We start from the raw sequence: 18467 nt of genomic DNA on the forward strand, positions 1-18467 counted from the left end.
ATAACGTGCATGGACGCCAGCCCGACCCGCCCGGCTGGCAACCACGCACGTAACCCGGGCGCCATAACGTGCATGGACGCCAGCCCGACCCGCCCGGCTGGCAACCACGCACGTAACCCGGGCGCCATAACGTGCATGGATGCCGGCCCGCGAGGGCGCGTCGGCCGGTTAGGTGCCTCGCGGACGGTCCAGTACACCCAGCCGTCCAGGAAACACGTAATCGCGAGGCGGTTTGGTGACTGAGCTACGGCCGAGGGCGGCGAGCCGTCCGGGAGGCACCTGACCGCGAGGCGATGTGGTGACTGGGCTACGGCTGAGGGCGGACGGCCGGGAGGCACGTAATCGTCGGCGACTACGTGCCTGGGCTGTGGAGGGGGTAGGGCCGCTGGTGGTCAGGGGAATTGCATGCGGCGGGGGCGAGGGATGACCGGGGGCGGTAGGGGGAGATCGTCGAGGTGGCTCCAGTTGAGGGTGCCGTTGTCGGTGGACTTGATCTCGCCCAGGCAGGCTCGGAGGAGGCCCAGGTTCGGGGCTCCGGCGAAACCGGCGATGACGACCTCGGGTTTGGGGGCGATCTGCGCGATCGCGGCGCAGATCTTGGCAACCTCGCGTTCGTCGACGGCGTCGAGCGGGAGGGGTGCCTCGATCGGGGAGCGGCGCCACGGCGGGCCGAAGCGGCGCAGCAACTCGCGCGCGAGGCGGCCGAAGGAGCGGCCGACCTGGGCGTCGCGCATCGAGATGCGGGCGGACTGGCCATAGCACCACGGGACGACGACGTGCCCGTTGATGAGGACCAGCTGGTAGACGGAGCGCGGGACACTGATGATCTCGGCTCCGGGAAGGGTGCCCAGGAAGAGCACCAGTTCCTCATAGGGCAATGCCCACCGGGGATTTGCCAGCACACGTTCCATGGTCTGGGTCATGGCTGGATGAGCGTGGACCTCGCGATCGATCGCAGTGCTCAGGGCCTCGGGGACCCTGGTCCACAACTCGTCGGCGATCTTGTCGCCGAATTGCTCGATGAGCCAATCACTCGGACCGACGAGAACGTCTGGGCGCATTCCTCACCACCACCGTCCGTGTTACTGACGTCACTGCTGGCTAGAAGAGTTGCACTTCCAATGATCGACTGGAAGGGGGTTGTTCCGAGATCATAGAAACAACCGTGAATGAAATCGAGCAAGTCGATCAATAGTTAGCCACGACGTCGGAGCCAGCGGGCTCAGGGCGGTGAAACCTGCAACTTGCGCGGCGAACCGCACGCGCAAGTTGCAAGCCGGTTTCGCTTTTCACCCGTACCCAATATTGAACACGAGGGTTATTTCCGTGCGGTGACGGAGAAGGAAACATCATTTCACGCATCGTGATCAAACCGCATGTCACCTGGACCTCGGCCTGCCCGATGATCATTTTCCACCTGGTGCGACGGTGGGCACGGGCGACCGCAACCGGTTGCAGGCGGAGGAGGTGACTTGCGAATGGTCCACTGGAGGCTCTGGCCCCAGAGGGCCAGCTGAACGCTAGGAGGCAGACGACAGAGCGACTGTCGGATACCCGTCACTTGCGCCGGTTCCTGAGCGCGCCGGAGATCAACAGAGTCACCTTCCGTGTCCAGGCGCCGATCCTCCCCGGCGTGATCGTCCGCACCGCCGACCGACCGCGATCACGTCCCGCCAAGCGGGACAGGCGGGTCCGAGCAAGCCCACCCGAGCACCCGAGCGGAGATCAACCGCAACGGCGGCGACCCCGACAACGACCAGCGACCGCCCAGCGACGAAGAAACGCCGGCGCGGGCGACACCCACTGCATCGAAATCCAAGCCACCCCGCTATTCCGTACGGGAATGCAGGCTGATTTTAATAGCGCAGTCAATTGTTTTCCCGCATCCGTCCCCCGAAGCACCGCATTCATTCTCCACGAAACGAATCGACAATTATCCGCCGCAGTCGCACGGACCCGCCGACGGTTCAGCGATTACAGAGCGAATTCTCCGATCACCCCGCACGGGTTGCCGTCGCCGGGAGTCGGCAGGCCATGGCGCCCGCGTGGCGCCGGAGTACACCCGAAGGACACGCAGGGTGCGGAGGCCGCTAGTTTATGGAGAGAACGTGAACAGGACGCGCTCGCAGTGTTCAGGTATTACGGGCAGGCCCGGTCAGACCGGATCCACCGTGTCCCACGAATACCGGAAGCCGCCCGGCGGAAGCCGCCATTCCCGCAGCACAGCCAGGAGTTCTTCCTCGTCCGCGGCGTACGCGTGCCGCAGCCGGACACCACCGAGGTCATGGTCGTAGCCCTCGAGGCGGTCGGCCTCGAACTCCCAGTGCGCGACGCGGAAGCTGCGCTCCGGATCGCTGTGCACACGGCCGGAACGGATCGCCGCCTCGTCGGCCGGCCCGACGCTGGGGACGATGTGCACGAACGACCATCGGTGCGGCTGGGATGCCGGGACCTGCACGCCCAGGCGGCGGCCGAGTCGCAGCGCCGCCAGCTCCACCGGGGGCCACATCCACTCCGGATGATCCATGATCTCGCCAGCGTACCCACCGGATGTGTCCAAGCGGCGACTGAGCGTTCTGTCGGGGGCAGGCGCTACGGTGCCCGGGTGAGTTCGAACGCACTCGTCAGCCCGGCCCAGCTCCTCAGCCCGGCCCAGCTCCTCAGCCCGGCTCAGGAAGCCGCCGCGGTCATCTCCGCGGTCCTGGGCGATCTGAGGTCCGGTTCCCATCGCGGGGTGGTGGTCGACTCTCCGCCGGGTGCCGGCAAGTCGACGCTGGTGGTGCGGGCTGCCGGCGAGCTGGCCGCGGGCGGTGCGCCGCTGATGATCGTGGCGCAGACGAACGAGCAGGTGGACGACCTGATCGATCGGCTCGGCGTGCGCTCCCCCGAGGTCACCGTGGGGCGGTTGTCAGCCGTCGACTACGAGGCGTCGGCCCGGGTGCGCGCTCATCCCGCGTGCCGGGTCGCGGCCAAGGTGGCCGATCTGGGGTCGCCGGCGGTCACCATCGGGACAGCGGCCAAATGGGCCACGGTCACCGAGGGGACCTGGTCGTGGGCGATCGTCGACGAGGCGTACCAGATGCGGTCCGACGCGCTGCTGCGTGTCGCGCCGCGGTTCGAGAGGGCTCTGTTCGTGGGCGACCCCGGGCAGCTGGACCCGTTCTCGACGGTCGAGGTGGACCGATGGACGGGGCTCTCCTGGGACCCGATGCAGAGCGCGGTGGCGGTGCTGCTCCGCCACAACCCCGACCTTCCGGTGCACCGGCTGCCGGTCTCCTGGCGGCTGCCCGCGTCGGCGGCACCGGTGGTGGCCGCGGCGTTCTACCCGTTCACCGGGTTCCGGTCGGGCACCGGGCCCGCGGATCGCTCGCTCACCTTCACTAAGCCCGCGGGGAGCGCGTTCGCCAATCCGGCCAAGGGCACGTTCGCCAAGCCGGCGGAAGGCGCGTTCGCCAAGCCGGCCGGGGGCGCGTTCGCCGAGTCGGCGGAAGGCGCGTTCGACGAGGTCCTCGACACCGCGGCGGCCACCGGGTGGGGGCTGCACGAGCTGCCGGCACGGTTCACGGTCCGGACGGACGCCGAGGCCGCAGCCGCCTGCGCCGCCCTGGCCGGCCGAGCGCTGGCCCGCGAGGGTGTCGCCGTCTCCGAGTCGGGGACGCGGCCGCTCACCGCCGACCGGATCGCCATCGGCGCCGCCCACCGCGATCAGGTGGCAGTCATCCGCTCGATGCTCCCGCCGGAAGCCGCGGGGGTCACCGTGGACACGGCGAACCGGCTGCAGGGCCGGGAGTACGACCTGACCGTCGTGCTGCACCCGCTCTCCGGGCGGCGTGACGCCACGGCGTTCCACCTGGAGTCCGGCCGCCTCTGCGTGCTGACCTCCCGGCACCGGCACGCCTGCGTGGTGGTGGCGCGAGCCGGGATCGCCGAGCTGCTCGACGCGCACCCGTCGACCGAACCCCTCCACATCAACGTCCCGGTCAAGTTCCCGGACGGGTGGGAGGCGAACCAGTCGATGCTCGCGCACCTCTATCGGACATGACCGAGTGCGGCTGACGCGACCCAGGGCAGCAGGCGATGCGGGCCCGGGCGCATCAGCTCCGCGTCTGGCGACTCCCGCGAACCCTGCCCGAGTCCGAAAATTGTCGTACGCTTGTTCTAATGTCGCTCATGGCTGCCCTAGCGTTCGCCCGGCACGGCATCCCCGTTCTGCCGGTGCACACGCCTGACCGGGGTGGTGCTTGTTCCTGCGATCGAGGAGCGCGATGCGACAGTTCCGGCAAACATCCCCGCCTGCGTCACGGTCTCACCGAGGCGTCCACCGATTCACGGCAGATCCGGCTGTGGTGGCTGCTCTGGCCACATGCGAACGTCGGCCTCCGCACCGGAGTCGTGATGGACGTCGCCGACATCGACTCGGTGGAGGGCTGGCACGGCCTGCGTCACGTGCTCGGGGGCGATCTCCCGGGTGGGCCGCAGGTCCGCACCGGCGGGGGCGGCCGCCACCTGTGGTTCCAGCCGACCGGGTTCGGTAATCGGGTGCGGTTGCTGCCCGGCCTCGACTGGCGTGGCGCCGGTGGATATGTGCTGGCCCCGCCGTCGAGACACGCCAGCGGCGGCGACTACACCTGGCTGCGGCGGCCCACCGGCGGCCTGCCGACAGGCCCGGCCGCGCTGCGGGCGCTCATCGAGGGGCCGCAGCCGGCTTTCCGGGACCACCCGATAACCCACCCCAATAGGTACGCGGAAGCTGCTCTCGACGCCGAATCCGACCGGGTGGCCACCGCCCCGGTGGGCGCGCGGAACGACACGCTGAACCGGGCGGCGTTCGTGCTCGGCCGCTTCGTCGGTGCGGGTTTGCTGGATGCCGCGACGGTGCGCTGGGAGTTGACGGCAGCGGCCCGGCACGCGGGCCTCGGCGTGGCGGAGACCAGCGCCACGATCCGGTCGGGCATGACAGCGGGTCGCCGGCAGCCTTTCGAAGGCCGGCCCCGCAAGGCCGCGTGACGCAGGCGGGAGGGGAGGGCAGGCGGAAAGCGGGCGATGACGGGACAGGCAGGAAGGCGAGGGTGACGGGCCGGCGGGGAAGCTGGCGCGTGGAGTCGAGCTGGCGCGCAGTGGTCAAGCGAGCGCACGCGGCGTCGAGCCGGCGCACGCGGCGAGCCGGCGCACGCGGCGAGGTCGGCTGGCGCCTGGGACGAGGCTGTGCGTGGTCGGGATGGGCTGGGTGGGGTGGGGTGGACCCGTTGAGGGGTGGGGGTGAGCCGTTCGGCCGGGGGAAACGGATGATCGGGTCGCGGCTGGAGAGGTGCGGGCCGGGGTAGCGCCGGTAGCCTTGCGTGCAGATCGGCCGGGGGGCGACGTGCTGCGTTGGGACGTGATCGGCGACGCCGAGCGGGGCGTGCTCGTTGATGCGTCGCGCCTTCGTTCGGTGCGGCGGATCGTCGGGGGCCCGTTGCCGGATGAGGCTTTCGATCGGCTGGCGATGCTGGTCCGGATGCTCGTGGACGTTCCGATGGGTGTGGTCTGCCTGGTCGACGCCGAGAAGCAGCATTTCGCCGGGCAGGTCGGGCTGCCCGATCAGCTGGCGTCGGTGCGGGAGATGCCGCTGACGCACTCGTTCAGCCGGCACGTTGTCGTCTCCGGGGAGTTGCTGGCCGTCGCCGACGTGCGTACCGATCCTCGGATGCGGGACAACCCGTCGATCGCGGAGATCGGAGCCATCGCGTATGTGGGTGCGCCGATCACCGACCAGGACGGGCTGGTGGTGGGTGCGCTCTGCGCGGTGGATGTGGAGCCGCGGATCTGGACGGCGAGCGAGGTGGCCCTGCTGAGCGAGTTGGCCGCGGTCTGCTCGTCCGAGGCGTCCCTGCGTATCTCCCGGGCCGCGGCCGAGGACGACCGGCGGGCGGCTGACGAGGCACGGCGCGCCGCCGAGGATGACCGGCGCGCTGCAGACGAGGCCCGGCGCGCCGCCGAGGAGGCACAGGGCGCGGCTGAGGAGGCACGAGGGGCGGCCGAGGAGGCGCGGGGCGCCGCTGAGAGGGCACGCCGAGCGGCCGAGTCGGCACATCACCAGCTGGAGCTGCTCGCCGAGCTGACCGAGTCGCTCGCGGCCACGATGGATGTGGACGAGGCGATGCGGCGGCTCGGTGCCATCGCCACGACACGGCTCGCCGACTGGTGTGTGGTGACGGTCGCCGAGGATCCGGGTGGCGCGGCGCACGTGTTCGCCACGCATCGGGACCCGCACCGGGCGGAGGACATGGGCGCGTTGTCCGAGTTGCTCGCCCGCTCGCGTACGGATCTGCGGACGATGCTGCTCGCGGTGCGCCGCAACGGCCGGGCGGTGCGCACGTCGGATCTGGGCAGCCGGATCAGCGACGCCGACCTGGGTTCGATCACCGCTCGGGCGGGGCTCGGTTCGACGTTGCTGCTGCCGATCACCTCACCGGTGCGGCTCACCACCCTGGGCGCGGTGCTGCTGGTCAACCGGCCGGAGCGGGGGCCGTTCACCGCGGACGAGGAGCGGACCGCCCTGGAGATCGGGCGGCGGGCCGGTCTGGCGGTGGAGAACAGCCGGCTCTACCGGGAGCAGCGGCACATGGCCGAGGTGCTCCAGCGGAGCCTGCTGACCGAGTTGCCGGCGATCCCGGGTGTGGAGTTGCACGCCCGCTACCTGCCGGCACAGGACGGTGCGGCGGTCGGCGGCGACTGGTACGACGCCTTCGCCCAGCCCGACGACAGCGTCATGGTCGCGGTCGGCGACGTCTCCGGGCACGACATCGAGGCCGCGGCCACCATGGGCCAGTTGCGCAACCTGGTGCGCGGCGACGCGTACGGCCGGGACGAGGAGCCGGGTGCGCTGCTCAGCGCCCTGGATCAGACCCTGTACGGCTTGCGCGTCCCGGCTTCGGCGACAGCGGTACTGGCCCGGATCCGCAAGTCCTGGTCGGGTCACTCGGTGAGTTTCGCCAACGCCGGTCATCCGCCGCCCCTGCTGCTCCTGCCGGACGGCAGCGTCCAGGTCTGGTGGGTGCCGCCGGAACCGCTGCTCGGCCTGCCACCCCGGGACCCGAGAACCACCACCCATCGGTACGTGCCATCGGGCTCGACGCTTGTCCTCTACACCGACGGCCTGGTGGAGAGCCGGGAGCAGCTCCTCGACGACGGGGTGGAACGGCTCTGCGAGGTGCTGCGGGGAAATGCCGCCTCCCCCGGCGACGAGCTCTGCTCCCGCCTGCTCGAGGTGGCACCGCACCGCAACGACGACATAGCCCTACTGCTGGTCAAACTGGGGTAAAGCGGGCACATCAGGCAGGGGCGAAAGCGGGTAGCTCAGGCGCAGACTCGGGAGGGCCACCATGCGTCCATGGAGTCTCCGCAGGGTCCGGCAAGGTTCCCCCCGGCCGGTACGCCTCGCTGAGCGTCGTCAGCACCAGCCGCTCCCCCACCGCCGGCACACTCCCCGGCTCAGCGACCAGCTTGCGTCCCATTCCGCCGGACAACTCCAGCAGCACGTCCCGCCCATCCCCCGCCGGGTTGATCGAGATGACCTTGGCCTTCTGCGCCGGCCGGGTCGGCGAGGTCAGCGACGTGCCCGGTTCGACCCGGACCTCCTCCGTCGTGTGCACCATGATCCGCGGGCGGAGCACCGGCCGTTTGCCGCTGTCGTCGATCCGGTCCGGGTTGGCGAGCGTCACCGTGCCGGCGAAGGCCGCGCCGGTCAGCCGGTATTCGGCCAGGACCAGTGGGTCGTCGAAGGCGCGCTGCACCGCGTACCGGGCGGCCGCGTTCTCCAGCCGCTGGAGCCGGGCCGCGGCGGCTACCGCTCCGTCGCGGCGGGGCTGGGGTGCTCCGCCCTCGGCGACGTACTGCGCGAACGCGGTGAACGCGTCCCGGTCGGAGTCCCAGCGTGATCTGACCCGTTCGCCGATCGGCAGGGTCCGCAGCACGTTGAGCGTCCGCCACATCCGGTCCCAGGTGGGCACGAGCAGCTCGCGGATCACCTCGGTCAGTTCCGGTGCGGAGCGCTCGATGAGCGGGGCCAGTACGCGGTTGTCGAAGTCCGGGTCGGTGGCGGGCCCGGCGACCGGGCCGTTCTCCGCTTCCCGGGCGGCGTCCGCGCCCGACTCGATCCAGGCCAGCAGCGCCCCTAGCTGCGCGTCCTCGGCGCTGCTCTGCCCGGTCGCCCAGTGCAGGGTGAGCGCCTGGACCGCGGTGAGCAGCAGCGACGAGCCGGGCACCTCGGCGCTGTTGGCGAAGAAGGTCAGCCAGCGGCCGAGCAGCGGCACCCCGGCAGGCACCGGGTACTCGCCGTCGGTCGTCCGGAACCGGGTGGACCGGCCGAGCAGCCGCAGGAAGTCCACGCCGCCCGGGTTCGGCACCCAGATCTGTGGCGCGTCGACGTAGCGCTGCCGCACGTCCTTACCCCGGTCGATCGGGACGTCCTCGGTCTCGGTGGCGAACGAGTCGAGGTAGGGAACCAGCTCCTCGGCGAGCGCGGCGAAGAAGGCGAACCGGTCGTCCCGGTTGCGCGGCTGCTCGACGACCAGGAGCCGCATGGCCGACGGGCCGGTGCCGACAGCGGCGGCCAGCGGCGCGTTCGCCTCACCGGCCATCGCGAGCGGGATCAGCACCAGCGGGTGGTCGTGAACGTGCAGGTGACGCACGGTGGCGATCGGCTGGGCAGTGCCCGACGCGACCGCCTGCACACGTGCGAGCGCGGTCAGCGTACTCAAGGAAGTGTCTCTGACCGCAACCGTGCCGCGGCCCGCAGCAGCGCCGCGGCCTCGGCCTGCTCCTCGGTCGGCTCGCGGCTGCCGTCGGCCAGGGCGAGCACCTCACCGACGCTCTCGATCCCGCCGAGAGCCTCGCGGACGGTCCGGCCCAGCACCGCTGTGCTGCCGCTCGCCTCGTCGCGGCAGAAGACGGAGAGCTCGCAGGTGGAGAGGCACTCGGGCGCGTATCGGGGCTCGACGTGGCCGAGGGCCGCGGTCAGCTCCTCGGGGCCGAGCGCCAGGTCGAAGGTCACGCCGTCGGGCAGGGAGTCGATCAGCGCGGTGACCGAGGCGAGCCGCGACAGCTGGCGGCGCAGCGTGGCGAGTTGCTTGCGGACGTCCAGCGTCACCGCGACCGGGTTCAGCGAGAAGTTCTCCGGGCAGACCAGCACCACCTCGTGGCTGACCAGCGCGGGGTCCTGACCGAGGCGTTCCAGCAGGCCACGCAGGGCCAGCACGTAGACGGCGGCCTGCACGGCGGCGGCGGAGACCTTGGCGCTGTCGGCCTGCCCGTCGACGATCGCGAACGACTTGATCTCGACCACCTGGAGGCGGCCCTGGTTGGCGAACGCGATCAGGTCCGGTTCGAGGAAGACGGTCTGGCCGGCCACCCCGAGGGTGAGCAGCGGGTGGTCGATGAGCGCGGCCCGGGCGCCGGCGAGCATCTTCACCGTACGGTCGTGGCGGTCGCCGAGCGTGTCGTCGGAGTCGGCGCCCAGGTCTTGGTAGTCCAGGGAGCCGGCGCCGAGCACCGAGCGCAGCAGGGCGCAGCCGTCCGCCTTGAGCATCGCCTCGAAGGCGTTGCCTCGGGACAGCGCGAAGCGGGACTGGCCGAAACTGCCGGGGAATCCGATCCGCTCGGCGAGCTTCACCTTGTCGACGCCGGCGGCGTCGAGCACCGCGCGGCGGGAGCATCCGGGGTTGCCGGTGAGTGCGGCGATCGTGCGCGCGTTGTGCCGTTTGGCCCGTCCGGGGCCACGGAGTTGGTCAAGCTTCTGCATGGCCACCGTTCTCCCGCACCGAGGGGACTACTGTAGATCTTCGTACAGTGCACTGCCAATGGCCGGACGACTCGCCATGTTTCACCCACCAGAGGTGAATAAAGCGCACGTATCAGACACAAAGGCCGCGGCGCGCTACGTTCGGAGGCATGCCGAAGGCCATCTGGAACGACGAAGTGATCGCCGACAGCGACGACACGGTGGTTGTCGAGGGCAACACGTACTTCCCTCGCACCAGCGTGCGTGACGATGTGCTGGTCCCCTCGGAAACACACACCGTCTGCCCCTGGAAGGGCAAGGCGTCCTACTACTCACTACGTGCCGACGGGGAGACCGCGCCGGACGCGGCCTGGTACTACCCCGACCCCAAGCCGGACGCCTCCGCGGTGCGCGACAGGGTCGCCTTCCGCAGAGACGTCCGAGTGGAAGCCTGACCTGCTCACGAGGCCCGCTCACGTGATACGGGGGTGGGCCTCCTCGATCGACTTGACCTCCAGGTAGTCCAGCATGTCCTGCTGCTCGACCGTGCTCAGCGCACCGAACGCCGCGTAGGCCTCCTCGCGGGCGTGCCCGGTCTCCGCCGCCAGCAGCGCGATGATCGCCGACCACGCCAGCGACACCCGGTCGAAGAGCCGCGCCTTGCGCAGCGACTCGAGCCGCGACAGCATCGCCACCTTGGTCGCCGCGTCGTCGTCCTGCGGCACCCGATCGCAGAGCTCGAAGAGAGCCTTACCCCGGTACGCGTGCTCCGCCTCGATCATCCGCGTCAGCTCCGCGTTGCTCATCCGGTCCACCGCCGGGGCCGGGCCGCGCTGCGGCAGCGACGGTTTCGGCTCACCGGGCACGGCTGTCCCGCCCACTCTCGAATCCGTTACCCGGCGCCTGATGTGGCAGCGAGCGGGTGTTCTGGAAGGTCGGGAACGGCGGCGACGGCATCACCGGCTCGGCCGACCTCTCCTCCGCTCCGATCGTCGGGGTCGTTGCGGTGTCCACCGCACTGTCTCCGGCGCCTCGTTCTCCACCCAGCACTATTTGCCCTCCGTAACCGACTTGCGCAGTCACGTCCCATCAGATCACGTCCGCGCAAACTCGTGCGAGCACCCACGGTAGCGACTCCCGCCGGTCACCCGACCCGACGACCGCCGTAACCTTGCGGCAACGTATCGACCGACACCGAGCCGACACCGCAGGAGGTGCCGTGGACGCAGGCCAGGACGGCGACGGGCGGCCGGCGGAATGGCGATCCGTCATGGTCGATCTCTCCGGATCCTCACTCGCTGAACTCGTCGAGGGCGACGACGACACCGCCCTCGCCCGCGCCCTGCGCCGCGTAACCGACGATCTGGCCCGCCCCGGCGAGCCGATCGCCGGCTTCAACTCCGCGCTGTGACCACCGGCCCGCCCACCTTCCGGCTCGCCGACACCGAGCTCGCCGGACTCGGCGCCGGGCGGCCCGATGCAGCCACCCTCGCCACGCTGCGGCGCGCGCAGCTCAGCCGCCATCTGCTCCTGCTCCGCGAGATCCGGCGCGCGCAGCCGCCGACCCCCGCCTGGTACACGCACCTGACCAGCATCGACACTGCCGAGGCGAACCGGCGGATCGCCGATCCGATGACGGGTCTCTGGGCGGCACACACGCTGCGTGCCGGCGGCACGGCGGGGCCTTCCCCGGGTGGTCACGCTTTGCGCGCCACCTGCGCTGATCTCGTTCTGAGCGTACGGGTGGACGACGCCGATCCTCTCCGACACCTCCTCGGTCTCCCGCCCACCGGCCCGCTCTCCGATGACGAGGTGGAGCACTGGCGGCGCTGCCTCGACGCGGCGTGGCAGATCCTGGTCACCCGGCATCGAGCGGCGGCCGAGACCCTCGCCGCGGTGCTCCGGGTGATCGTTCCGGTGGAGCCGGATCCGGCCGCGGAGGGGATCAGCTCGACGTCGGCGGAGGCGTTCGGTGCGGTGGCCATGTCGGCTCCCGTCGACGCCACGGCGCTGGCTGTCGGGTTGCTGCACGAGGTGCAGCACAGCGTGTTGAACGCCGTGCATCAGCTGTTCGAGCTGGTCCTGCCGGGTGGCGGATTGGGTTACTCACCGTGGCGGGATGATCCGCGGCCGGGGCTCGGGGTGTTGCACGGCGCTTACGCCTATCTGAGCGTGACCCGATTCTGGCGCGTGGAGGCCGGGGCGAGCGGGGCGAGCGGGGCGAGCGGGGCCAGCGGATTCGAGTTCGCGAGGTGGCGGGCGGCGGTGGCGGGGACGGCGGACCAGCTGCTGGACGGCGGGGAGCTGACGGCGGCGGGTACCCGGTTCGTGACGGCCCTGCGGGCGGAGGTCGGCCCGTGGCGGGACGATCCGGTCGACCCGGAGACCCTCCGGCTGGCGGAGCTCGCACGCGCCGATCACCACGTGCGGTGGCGGCTGCGGAACCTGGCCGTGACACCCGGCGACACCGCCGCTCTGGGTCAGGCCTGGCGGGACGGGAAACGGCCGCCGCACGTGGACCCGGTTCTGGTGAAAGCGCCCGGCCGGGCCCTGGAGAACAGTCCCCGAGCCCGCCTGGCCCGGGAGCTCGCCAAGGGTGACCAGGCAGTTCAGCCCGGCGGTCGCGCAACGGCCGCGGATGTCGCCTGCGTGCGTGGCGATGGCGGGACTGCTCGTCGATCGTACAAAAAAGCCCTTGAAGTTGATCGTGGGAACGACGCGGCCTGGGCCGGCCTCGCCCTGGTCTCCCCGCACGTGGCGCTGCGCCGGCGACCGGAGATCGTGCGGGCCGCGGCGCTGGGGGTCCCGGAGGCGCAGGTCGACGTGCTCGCTGATTGGCTCGGCGGATAGCTCATCTGCGCCACCGCTGTACCGATCTGTGCAGCCAGGAGGTGGATTGTGGGTCGCAATGCGCTGCTGGATCGGGTACGGGTCGGTGTCGACGACGCCGCTGTGCTCGCGTCGCTGATTCTGCTGGCCTGGCCGGTGGCCGACGCCGTGCACCCGAACGGGTTGCTCGGCCGGATCGTGCCGCTGGTCGCGGCACTCTGCCTGGGCCTGGCTGTTCTGCTGCTCGACGGGGGCCGGCCGCTCCTGCGGTACACCACTGTCGCCGCGGCGCTGACCGCGGCCGGGATCCGGCACCTGCACGGTGACCTGTCCCCCGCCGCGACCTGGCTGGTCATGCTGGTCGCCGCCGCGGTGGTGATCCGGCAGTCGGTCACCGAGCGGCCCGAAGCCGACGTGAACCGGCAGCAGGTGCTGCTGGCCCAGCAGGTCTTCCGCGACCCGCTGACCGGCCTCGGCAACCGGAAGATGTTCGTCGAGTACGCCGAGGAGGTGCTCGCCGAGCCGGCCCGCACCAAGACCGCGGTGATCCTCGTCAACCTGGACGGCTTCAAGCACGTCAACGACCACTTCGGGCACATCATCGGCGACGACCTGCTGCGGGCGGCCGCCGACCGGCTCGCCGAGAACGTGCGTGCCCACGACACCGTGGCCCGTCTCGACAGCGACGAGTTCGCGGTGCTGCTGCCCGGCCTCGAGGACGAGCAGGCGGCCCTGGCCGTCGCCGAGCGGGTACTGGCCGAACTGCACCGCCCGCTGGACGTGGCGGGTGTGCCGGTGACCATCCGGGCTCGCGCCGGTGTCGCGGTCGCCTCGATCGAGGACGGTCTCGACTCGGTCCTGCGCCGCGCCGACCAGGCGCTGCTGCGGGCGAAGGTGGAGGGTGGCGGGGTGGCCCGCCGCTTCGACCCGGAGCTGTTCGCCGCCGCCGAGCGGCGCCGGATCGCCGAGGCCGACATCATCCGCGGCCTGGAGGCGGGCGAGTTCGAGGTGCACTACCAGCCGATCGTGGACCTGGACGGCGGCCGGACCGTCGGTGTCGAGGCGCTGGTGCGCTGGCAGCATCCGGTGCAGGGCCTGGTTCCGCCGGCCGTGTTCCTGGACCTGGCCGAGTCGCTCGGCCTGCTGCCCCGGCTCGGCGGGTGGGTGCTGGAGGAGGCCTGCCGGCGGGCGATCGACTGGCAGAACCAGTTCCCCGGTTTCGAGCTCAACGTGAACCTGTCCGCGTCCCAGCTCGGCAACCCGAGGCTGATTGACGAGGTGCGCGCGATCCTGGAGGCCACCGGCCTGCCGCCGAACGACCTGGTGCTCGAACTGACCGAGTCGGTGGCGCTCACCGACCTGGTCGAGTCGGCGCGGGTGCTGAGCGCGCTCAAGTCGCTGGGCGTACGGATCGCCCTCGACGACTTCGGCACCGGCTTCTCGTCGCTCAGCCACCTCAGCACGCTGCCGGTCGACGTGATCAAAATCGACCGCTCGTTCGTGCAGGCGATGCCGGAGACCGGCGACGCGTCGGTGGCGGAGGCAGTGCTGCACATCGCACGCACCTTCAACCTGTCACCCGTCGCCGAGGGCATCGAGAACGCCGAGCAGGCCTCCCGACTGCGGGAACTGGCCTGTGGCCGGGCACAGGGTTACCACTTCGCCCGGCCGATGCCGGCCGACAGTGTGACCGAGCTGCTCGACAAGCAGGGCATGCCGATCAACCTGGGCTGAGACCGCTCAGAGGGGCGGGAGATCGATATCGGTCTCGAGGCGCAGACCGGCGGCGGTCGTCCGGAACACCGGATGGCCGTCGCCGTACGCCTTTGCCAGCCCGGCCAGGGCCTGCTGCTGCGCCGGCTCGTCACCGTCGCCGAGCGCCAAATTCCAGGCGCACGCCGCGGTGTCGGGGTGGTCGACGCCGCGGACCGCCCGGGAGCGGCGCAGGGTGTCCGCCGCCAGCTCGCGGGCCGGCTGTGCCTCGCCGGCCGCGGCCAGGTCGGCGGCGAGCCCGTTGGCGCAGCTCAGCGTGAACGGGTGGTCAGCTCCGACGCTGCGGCGCAGCCCGCTGAGCACCTCCAGGTCGATGGTGCGGGCCTCGGTGTGGCGGCCCGCCGCCCGGACCACGCCGGCCAGGCCGGCCGAGGCGGCGAGGGTGAACGGGTGCTCGTCGCCGAGCACGGCGTGGTACCGGATCACGGCCCGTTCCAGCAGCTCATGGGCGTCGTCCAGGGCACCTTCGGCGCGCGCGCAGTTCGCCAGCGAGACCACCGAGGCCAGCGTGTCGACGTTGAGGTCACCGAACTTCTGCCGGCAGGTGGCCAGGTTGGTCTCGGCCATCCGGCGGGCTGCCGGGTCACCGCGACGGCGGGCGGCCATCGCGGCGAACCGCCCGGCCCAGAGCGCGAACGGGTGGTCGGCCGGAATCCGATCGGTGTGCCCGGCGGCGAGCACCGCGGCCGCACCGGCGTAGTCGCCGAGCCCGAACAGGTCGTACGCCAGCCCGGTCCGTGACGACAGCGTCTCGGGGTGACCGGTCACGAAGATCGCCTGCCGGTGCCGCAGCACCTGCTCGTCGAGCGCCCGGGCACCGCGGAAGTCACCGAGCAGCCGCAGGTCAGCGGCGAGGTTGTTGGCGCACCGCAGCGCGGTCGGGAAGCTCTCCCCGAACAGCCGCCGGTAGCGCACCAGGTTGTCCGCGTCGAGCTGCCGGGCCTGCCCGAAGTGCCCCTGGATCCGCAGGTCGCCGCCGACACTGTTGGCGGTGGCCAGGGTCGCCTCGTCGTCCGCGCCGAAGACCTCGCGCTGGGTGCGCAGCGTCTGGAGGTTCAGGTTGCGGGCGTCGGCCGTACGACCGACCGCCCGCATGGCGTTGGCCAGGTGGAACGCGGCGAGCAGGGTCTGTTCTGCGGTCTCGCCGAGCCCGTCGCGCCAGCGGGCGACGGCGGAGTTGGCCAGGTCACGGCTGGAGTCGTAGTCGCCGCGGGCGAAGTGGTACCGGATGCAGTTGATGACCAGCTGGCGTACCTCCTCGGCGTCGCCGCCGAGCAGGTCGGAGTGGATCAGATGCGGGGCGAGTTCGGCGTACCGGTACCAGCCGGCCGGGTTGTCCGGGTCACCCGGATCGGCCGCCGCCAACATCCCCCGCACGGTACGGAGCAGCTCCGCGTGCCGTTCCGAGCTGAGCGCCTGACCGAACATGCCCCGGACGATCGGGTGCACGGTCAGCTCCTCGCCGGCCGGGTCCAGCTCGGCCAGGCCGTACCGGCTGATCCGCCGCATCGCCGTGCGCAGCCGCCGCTCGACCCGAACGGTCCGGGCCAGCTCCGGATCGAGCGGGAGGGTGCGCGCCGCCCAGAGCAGCCGCCAGGAGATCGGGGCGCTGGCCAGGAACGTGCAGAGCTCCAGCAGGATCCGGTCGGCCGGGGCGGCGTCGCCCAAGGCCTCGGCGGCCAGTCCCCAGGCCACCCGGATCGGGGTGGGGAACGCGAGTTCGGCGGCGCGGACGTCGTACCGCTCGAGGTATTCCGCCACCGTCCACCCGGTCGCGTCGCGAACCGCGGCGGCCAGGTCGAGGGCCATCGGCACGTCGTCGAGGTGGGTGGCGAGCAGCTCCGCGTCGGTCACCGAGAGGTCGGCGGTGCGCCCGCGCAGCAGGTCCACACTGTCCGAGCGGTCGAAGACCGGCACCGGGAGCGCCTGCGCCACCTCGGCGGTCCATCGCGGATTCCGGCTGGTTACCAGCACATGGCCGGCTCCGCTCGGCAGGTACGGCATGATGTCCTCGGGCCGGTTGGCGTTCTCGAAGACGACAAGCCAGTCCCGGTACGGCTCGCCGCGGCTGAGCGCGTCCCGGACGGCGCCGAGTGTCCGGTTCAGGTCACGCGCCTCGGGCACCCCGAGTTCCTGCGCCAGCCCGGCCAGCGCGGCTCGCATCCCCGCGTTCTGCTCGGCCGGGATCCACCAGACCAGCTCGTACCCCTCGGCGTGCCGGTAGGCATATTCCACCGCCAACTGGGTACGCCCCGTACCGCCGAGTTGGTGCTCAGAACTGGGCAGCAGCACGACCGGACCGTTGCCCAGCATGCCGCGCACCTGGGTCAGCAGCTCTTCCCGGCCGACGAAGCGGGGGTTGCGCGGCGGCAGACCGCCACGGATCGGCACACTGTGCTCCTCACGTGTTGGTGATGCCGATTACCGTACGTGGAACGCTCGCCAACGCAAAGCGGGCACGCACCCGAGACGGAAGGTCCACCTGTGGCCGAAGAGAGTGTGACGAGCCTTGATGTCGCCGACGGCACGGCCACCGTGTCGCTGCACGGTGAGATCGACATCCTCACCGTGGAGCAGGTGCGCGTCGTGCTGGGCGAGGCTGTCGCTGCGGACCCGCGGCTGATCGTGGTCGAGATGGCCGAGGTGGCGTTCATCGACTCTACCGGCCTGGGCGCGCTGATCTCCGGGTTTCAGCGCGCTCGCGACAAGGGCATCCCCTTTCGGCTGGCCCGCCCGAGCGCCAACGTGCGGCAGATCCTCGTGCTGAGCGGCCTGCTGGAGGTAGTCGAGCTCACCCCTTGATGGGTACCGCCAAACCGATCCCGGGGGCGATCGGCTTGATCCGCTTGCCGGCGAAGAGCATCAGGCTGAGTACCGAGGCGAGCAGGGCCAGCGCGCCGGCGCCGTACCAGGCCCAGGTGTATGCACCCCACTGGTCGCGGATCAGGCCGGCCGAGGTGGCGGCGATCGCGGCGCCGAACTGGTGCGAGGCGAAGACCCAGCCGAAAACGATCGGCCCGGCCGCACCGAAGTACTCCCGGCACAGCGTGACCGTCGGAGGCACTGTCGCGACCCAGTCCAGGCCGTAGAAGAGGATGAAGATCAGCATGCTGGGGTGCGCGGTCGCGGCGAACAGCGACGGCAGCACCAGCAACGAGAGTCCGCGCAGCGCGTAGTAGCCGCCGAGCAGGATCCGGCTGTCCACCCGGTCGGTCAGCCAGCCGGAGGCGATGGTGCCGGCGATGTCGAAGAGCCCGACAAGCGCGAGGAGGCTCGCCGCGGTGGTCTGCGGCATGCCGTGGTCGTGAGCGGCCGGGATGAAATGCGTGCCCACAAGGCCGTTGGTGGTCGCGCCGCAGATCGCGAAACCGCCCGCCAGCAGCCAGAACGGCCGGGTCCGGGCGGCGTCGCGCAGGCCGCGCAGGGCGTTGCGGGCGGCGCCTCCGGCCGGCTTCGCCGGCTTCTCCAGCACTTCGGTGCTTCCGAGGGCACTGACGCCGAGGTCCGCGGGGTGGTCACGCAGGCGCCAGAGAATCAGGGGTACGACACACAGCGCCGCTACCGACACCGTCAGCGCTGCCGTCCGCCATCCGTTCGACTCGGAAATCCTGGACAGAACCGGCAGGAAGATCAGGTTGCCGGTCGCACCGCCTGCCGTGAGCACACCGGTGACCAGGCCGCGGTGCCGCACGAACCACCGCCCGGTGATCGTCGCGACGAAACCGAGGGCGAGCGACCCGGTGCCGAGCCCGACCAGGACGCCCCAGCAGAGCATCAACTGCCAGCTCTCGGTCATCCACACGGTCAGCCCGGAGCCGGCCGAGACCAGCAGCAGGGCGAACGTGGCGACCCGCCGGATGCCGAACTTGTCCATCAGCGCCGCGGCGAACGGCGCGGTCAGGCCGTAGAGCAGCAGGTTCACCGAGACGGCGGCGGAGATGGTGGCCAGCGACCACCCGAACTCCTCGTGCAGGGGCTGGAGCAGCACGGAGGGGGTGGCGCGGAAGCCGGCGGCGCCGATCAGCGCGACGAAGGCCGCGACGGCGACCAGCCAGGCGGGGTGGAAACGGTATTTCACCTGACCGATTCTCGTCATTCACGTCCC

The 18467-nt window shown here is 71.1% G+C and carries 15 protein-coding genes; 8 read left to right on the forward strand and 7 right to left on the reverse strand.

Features of this window, described 5'->3' with window-relative positions; translation table 11 throughout:
• Nucleotides 1-392: 392 nt before the first annotated feature.
• Both ACFQV6_RS21810 and ACFQV6_RS21815 read right to left on the reverse strand, forming a co-directional pair.
• Nucleotides 393-1061: a hypothetical protein gene (locus ACFQV6_RS21810; protein ID WP_378029385.1), complete on the reverse strand. Its 669-nt coding sequence runs from the start codon at nucleotides 1059-1061 to the stop codon at nucleotides 393-395.
• A 1094-nt stretch (nucleotides 1062-2155) separates the two neighbouring features.
• Nucleotides 2156-2527 carry a hypothetical protein gene (locus tag ACFQV6_RS21815; RefSeq protein WP_378029386.1) on the reverse strand — a complete coding sequence of 124 codons (372 nt, stop codon included), beginning with the start codon at nucleotides 2525-2527 and terminating at the stop codon, nucleotides 2156-2158.
• Nucleotides 2528-2689: 162 nt separating this feature from the next.
• Between ACFQV6_RS21815 and ACFQV6_RS21820 the strand changes: the two genes are divergently transcribed.
• From ACFQV6_RS21820 to ACFQV6_RS21830, 3 genes are all read left to right on the forward strand, one after another.
• A complete protein-coding gene (locus tag ACFQV6_RS21820) occupies nucleotides 2690-4042 on the forward strand; it encodes an AAA family ATPase (protein WP_378029534.1) in 1353 nt (450 codons plus the stop codon).
• A gap of 128 nt (nucleotides 4043-4170) precedes the next feature.
• The gene (locus ACFQV6_RS21825; RefSeq protein ID WP_378029387.1) at nucleotides 4171-5007 is read left to right on the forward strand and encodes a bifunctional DNA primase/polymerase; all 837 of its coding nucleotides are present in this window, start codon (nucleotides 4171-4173) and stop codon (nucleotides 5005-5007) included.
• 355 nt (nucleotides 5008-5362) lie between these two features.
• Entirely contained in the window at nucleotides 5363-7303 is a 1941-nt protein-coding gene (locus ACFQV6_RS21830; RefSeq protein ID WP_378029388.1) for a SpoIIE family protein phosphatase, read from the forward strand.
• Between the two features lie 10 nt (nucleotides 7304-7313).
• Here ACFQV6_RS21830 and ACFQV6_RS21835 read toward each other — a convergent pair whose 3' ends face one another.
• A complete protein-coding gene (locus tag ACFQV6_RS21835; RefSeq protein ID WP_378029389.1) occupies nucleotides 7314-8741 on the reverse strand; it encodes a hypothetical protein in 1428 nt (475 codons plus the stop codon).
• Nucleotides 8738-9781: a hypothetical protein gene (locus ACFQV6_RS21840; RefSeq protein WP_378029390.1), complete on the reverse strand. Its 1044-nt coding sequence runs from the start codon at nucleotides 9779-9781 to the stop codon at nucleotides 8738-8740. The genes ACFQV6_RS21835 and ACFQV6_RS21840 overlap by 4 nt, the downstream gene beginning before the upstream one ends.
• Nucleotides 9782-9930: 149 nt before the next feature.
• On the opposite strand from ACFQV6_RS21840, the gene ACFQV6_RS21845 reads away from it, so the two are divergent.
• Nucleotides 9931-10215: a DUF427 domain-containing protein gene (locus ACFQV6_RS21845; protein ID WP_378029391.1), complete on the forward strand. Its 285-nt coding sequence runs from the start codon at nucleotides 9931-9933 to the stop codon at nucleotides 10213-10215.
• Nucleotides 10216-10233: 18 nt separating this feature from the next.
• Here the strand turns inward: ACFQV6_RS21845 and ACFQV6_RS21850 are convergent, their stop codons facing one another.
• A complete protein-coding gene (locus ACFQV6_RS21850) occupies nucleotides 10234-10641 on the reverse strand; it encodes a hypothetical protein (RefSeq protein WP_378029392.1) in 408 nt (135 codons plus the stop codon).
• 338 nt (nucleotides 10642-10979) lie between these two features.
• Here ACFQV6_RS21850 and fxsA point away from each other — a divergent pair, with 338 nt between their 5' ends.
• From fxsA to ACFQV6_RS21865, 3 genes are read left to right on the forward strand one after another with little or no spacing between them, the layout of a single operon-like run.
• Entirely contained in the window at nucleotides 10980-11171 is a 192-nt protein-coding gene (gene fxsA / locus ACFQV6_RS21855; protein ID WP_378029393.1) for an FxSxx-COOH cyclophane-containing RiPP peptide, read from the forward strand.
• Nucleotides 11168-12610, forward strand: coding sequence for an HEXXH motif-containing putative peptide modification protein (locus tag ACFQV6_RS21860; protein ID WP_378029394.1), 1443 nt, complete (start codon nucleotides 11168-11170; stop codon nucleotides 12608-12610). Before fxsA ends, ACFQV6_RS21860 begins: the two co-directional genes overlap by 4 nt.
• A 48-nt stretch (nucleotides 12611-12658) precedes the next feature.
• Nucleotides 12659-14323, forward strand: a complete 1665-nt coding sequence (locus tag ACFQV6_RS21865) for a putative bifunctional diguanylate cyclase/phosphodiesterase (RefSeq protein WP_378029395.1) — start codon at nucleotides 12659-12661, stop codon at nucleotides 14321-14323.
• 6 nt (nucleotides 14324-14329) lie between these two features.
• Here the strand turns inward: ACFQV6_RS21865 and fxsT are convergent, their stop codons facing one another.
• Nucleotides 14330-16753, reverse strand: coding sequence for an FxSxx-COOH system tetratricopeptide repeat protein (gene fxsT, locus ACFQV6_RS21870; RefSeq protein ID WP_378029396.1), 2424 nt, complete (start codon nucleotides 16751-16753; stop codon nucleotides 14330-14332).
• Between the two features lie 93 nt (nucleotides 16754-16846).
• On the opposite strand from fxsT, the gene ACFQV6_RS21875 reads away from it, so the two are divergent.
• A complete protein-coding gene (locus tag ACFQV6_RS21875) occupies nucleotides 16847-17164 on the forward strand; it encodes an STAS domain-containing protein (RefSeq protein WP_378029397.1) in 318 nt (105 codons plus the stop codon).
• On the opposite strand, the gene ACFQV6_RS21880 is transcribed toward ACFQV6_RS21875, so the two are convergent.
• The gene (locus ACFQV6_RS21880) at nucleotides 17154-18440 is read right to left on the reverse strand and encodes an MFS transporter (RefSeq protein ID WP_378029398.1); all 1287 of its coding nucleotides are present in this window, start codon (nucleotides 18438-18440) and stop codon (nucleotides 17154-17156) included. The two genes, ACFQV6_RS21875 and ACFQV6_RS21880, sit on opposite strands and share 11 nt — an antisense overlap.
• Between the last annotated feature and the right edge of the window lie 27 nt (nucleotides 18441-18467).

This window comes from Actinoplanes sp. GCM10030250 (assembly GCF_042666575.1).
In the GTDB taxonomy this organism is placed as follows: Bacteria; Actinomycetota; Actinomycetes; order Mycobacteriales; family Micromonosporaceae; genus Actinoplanes.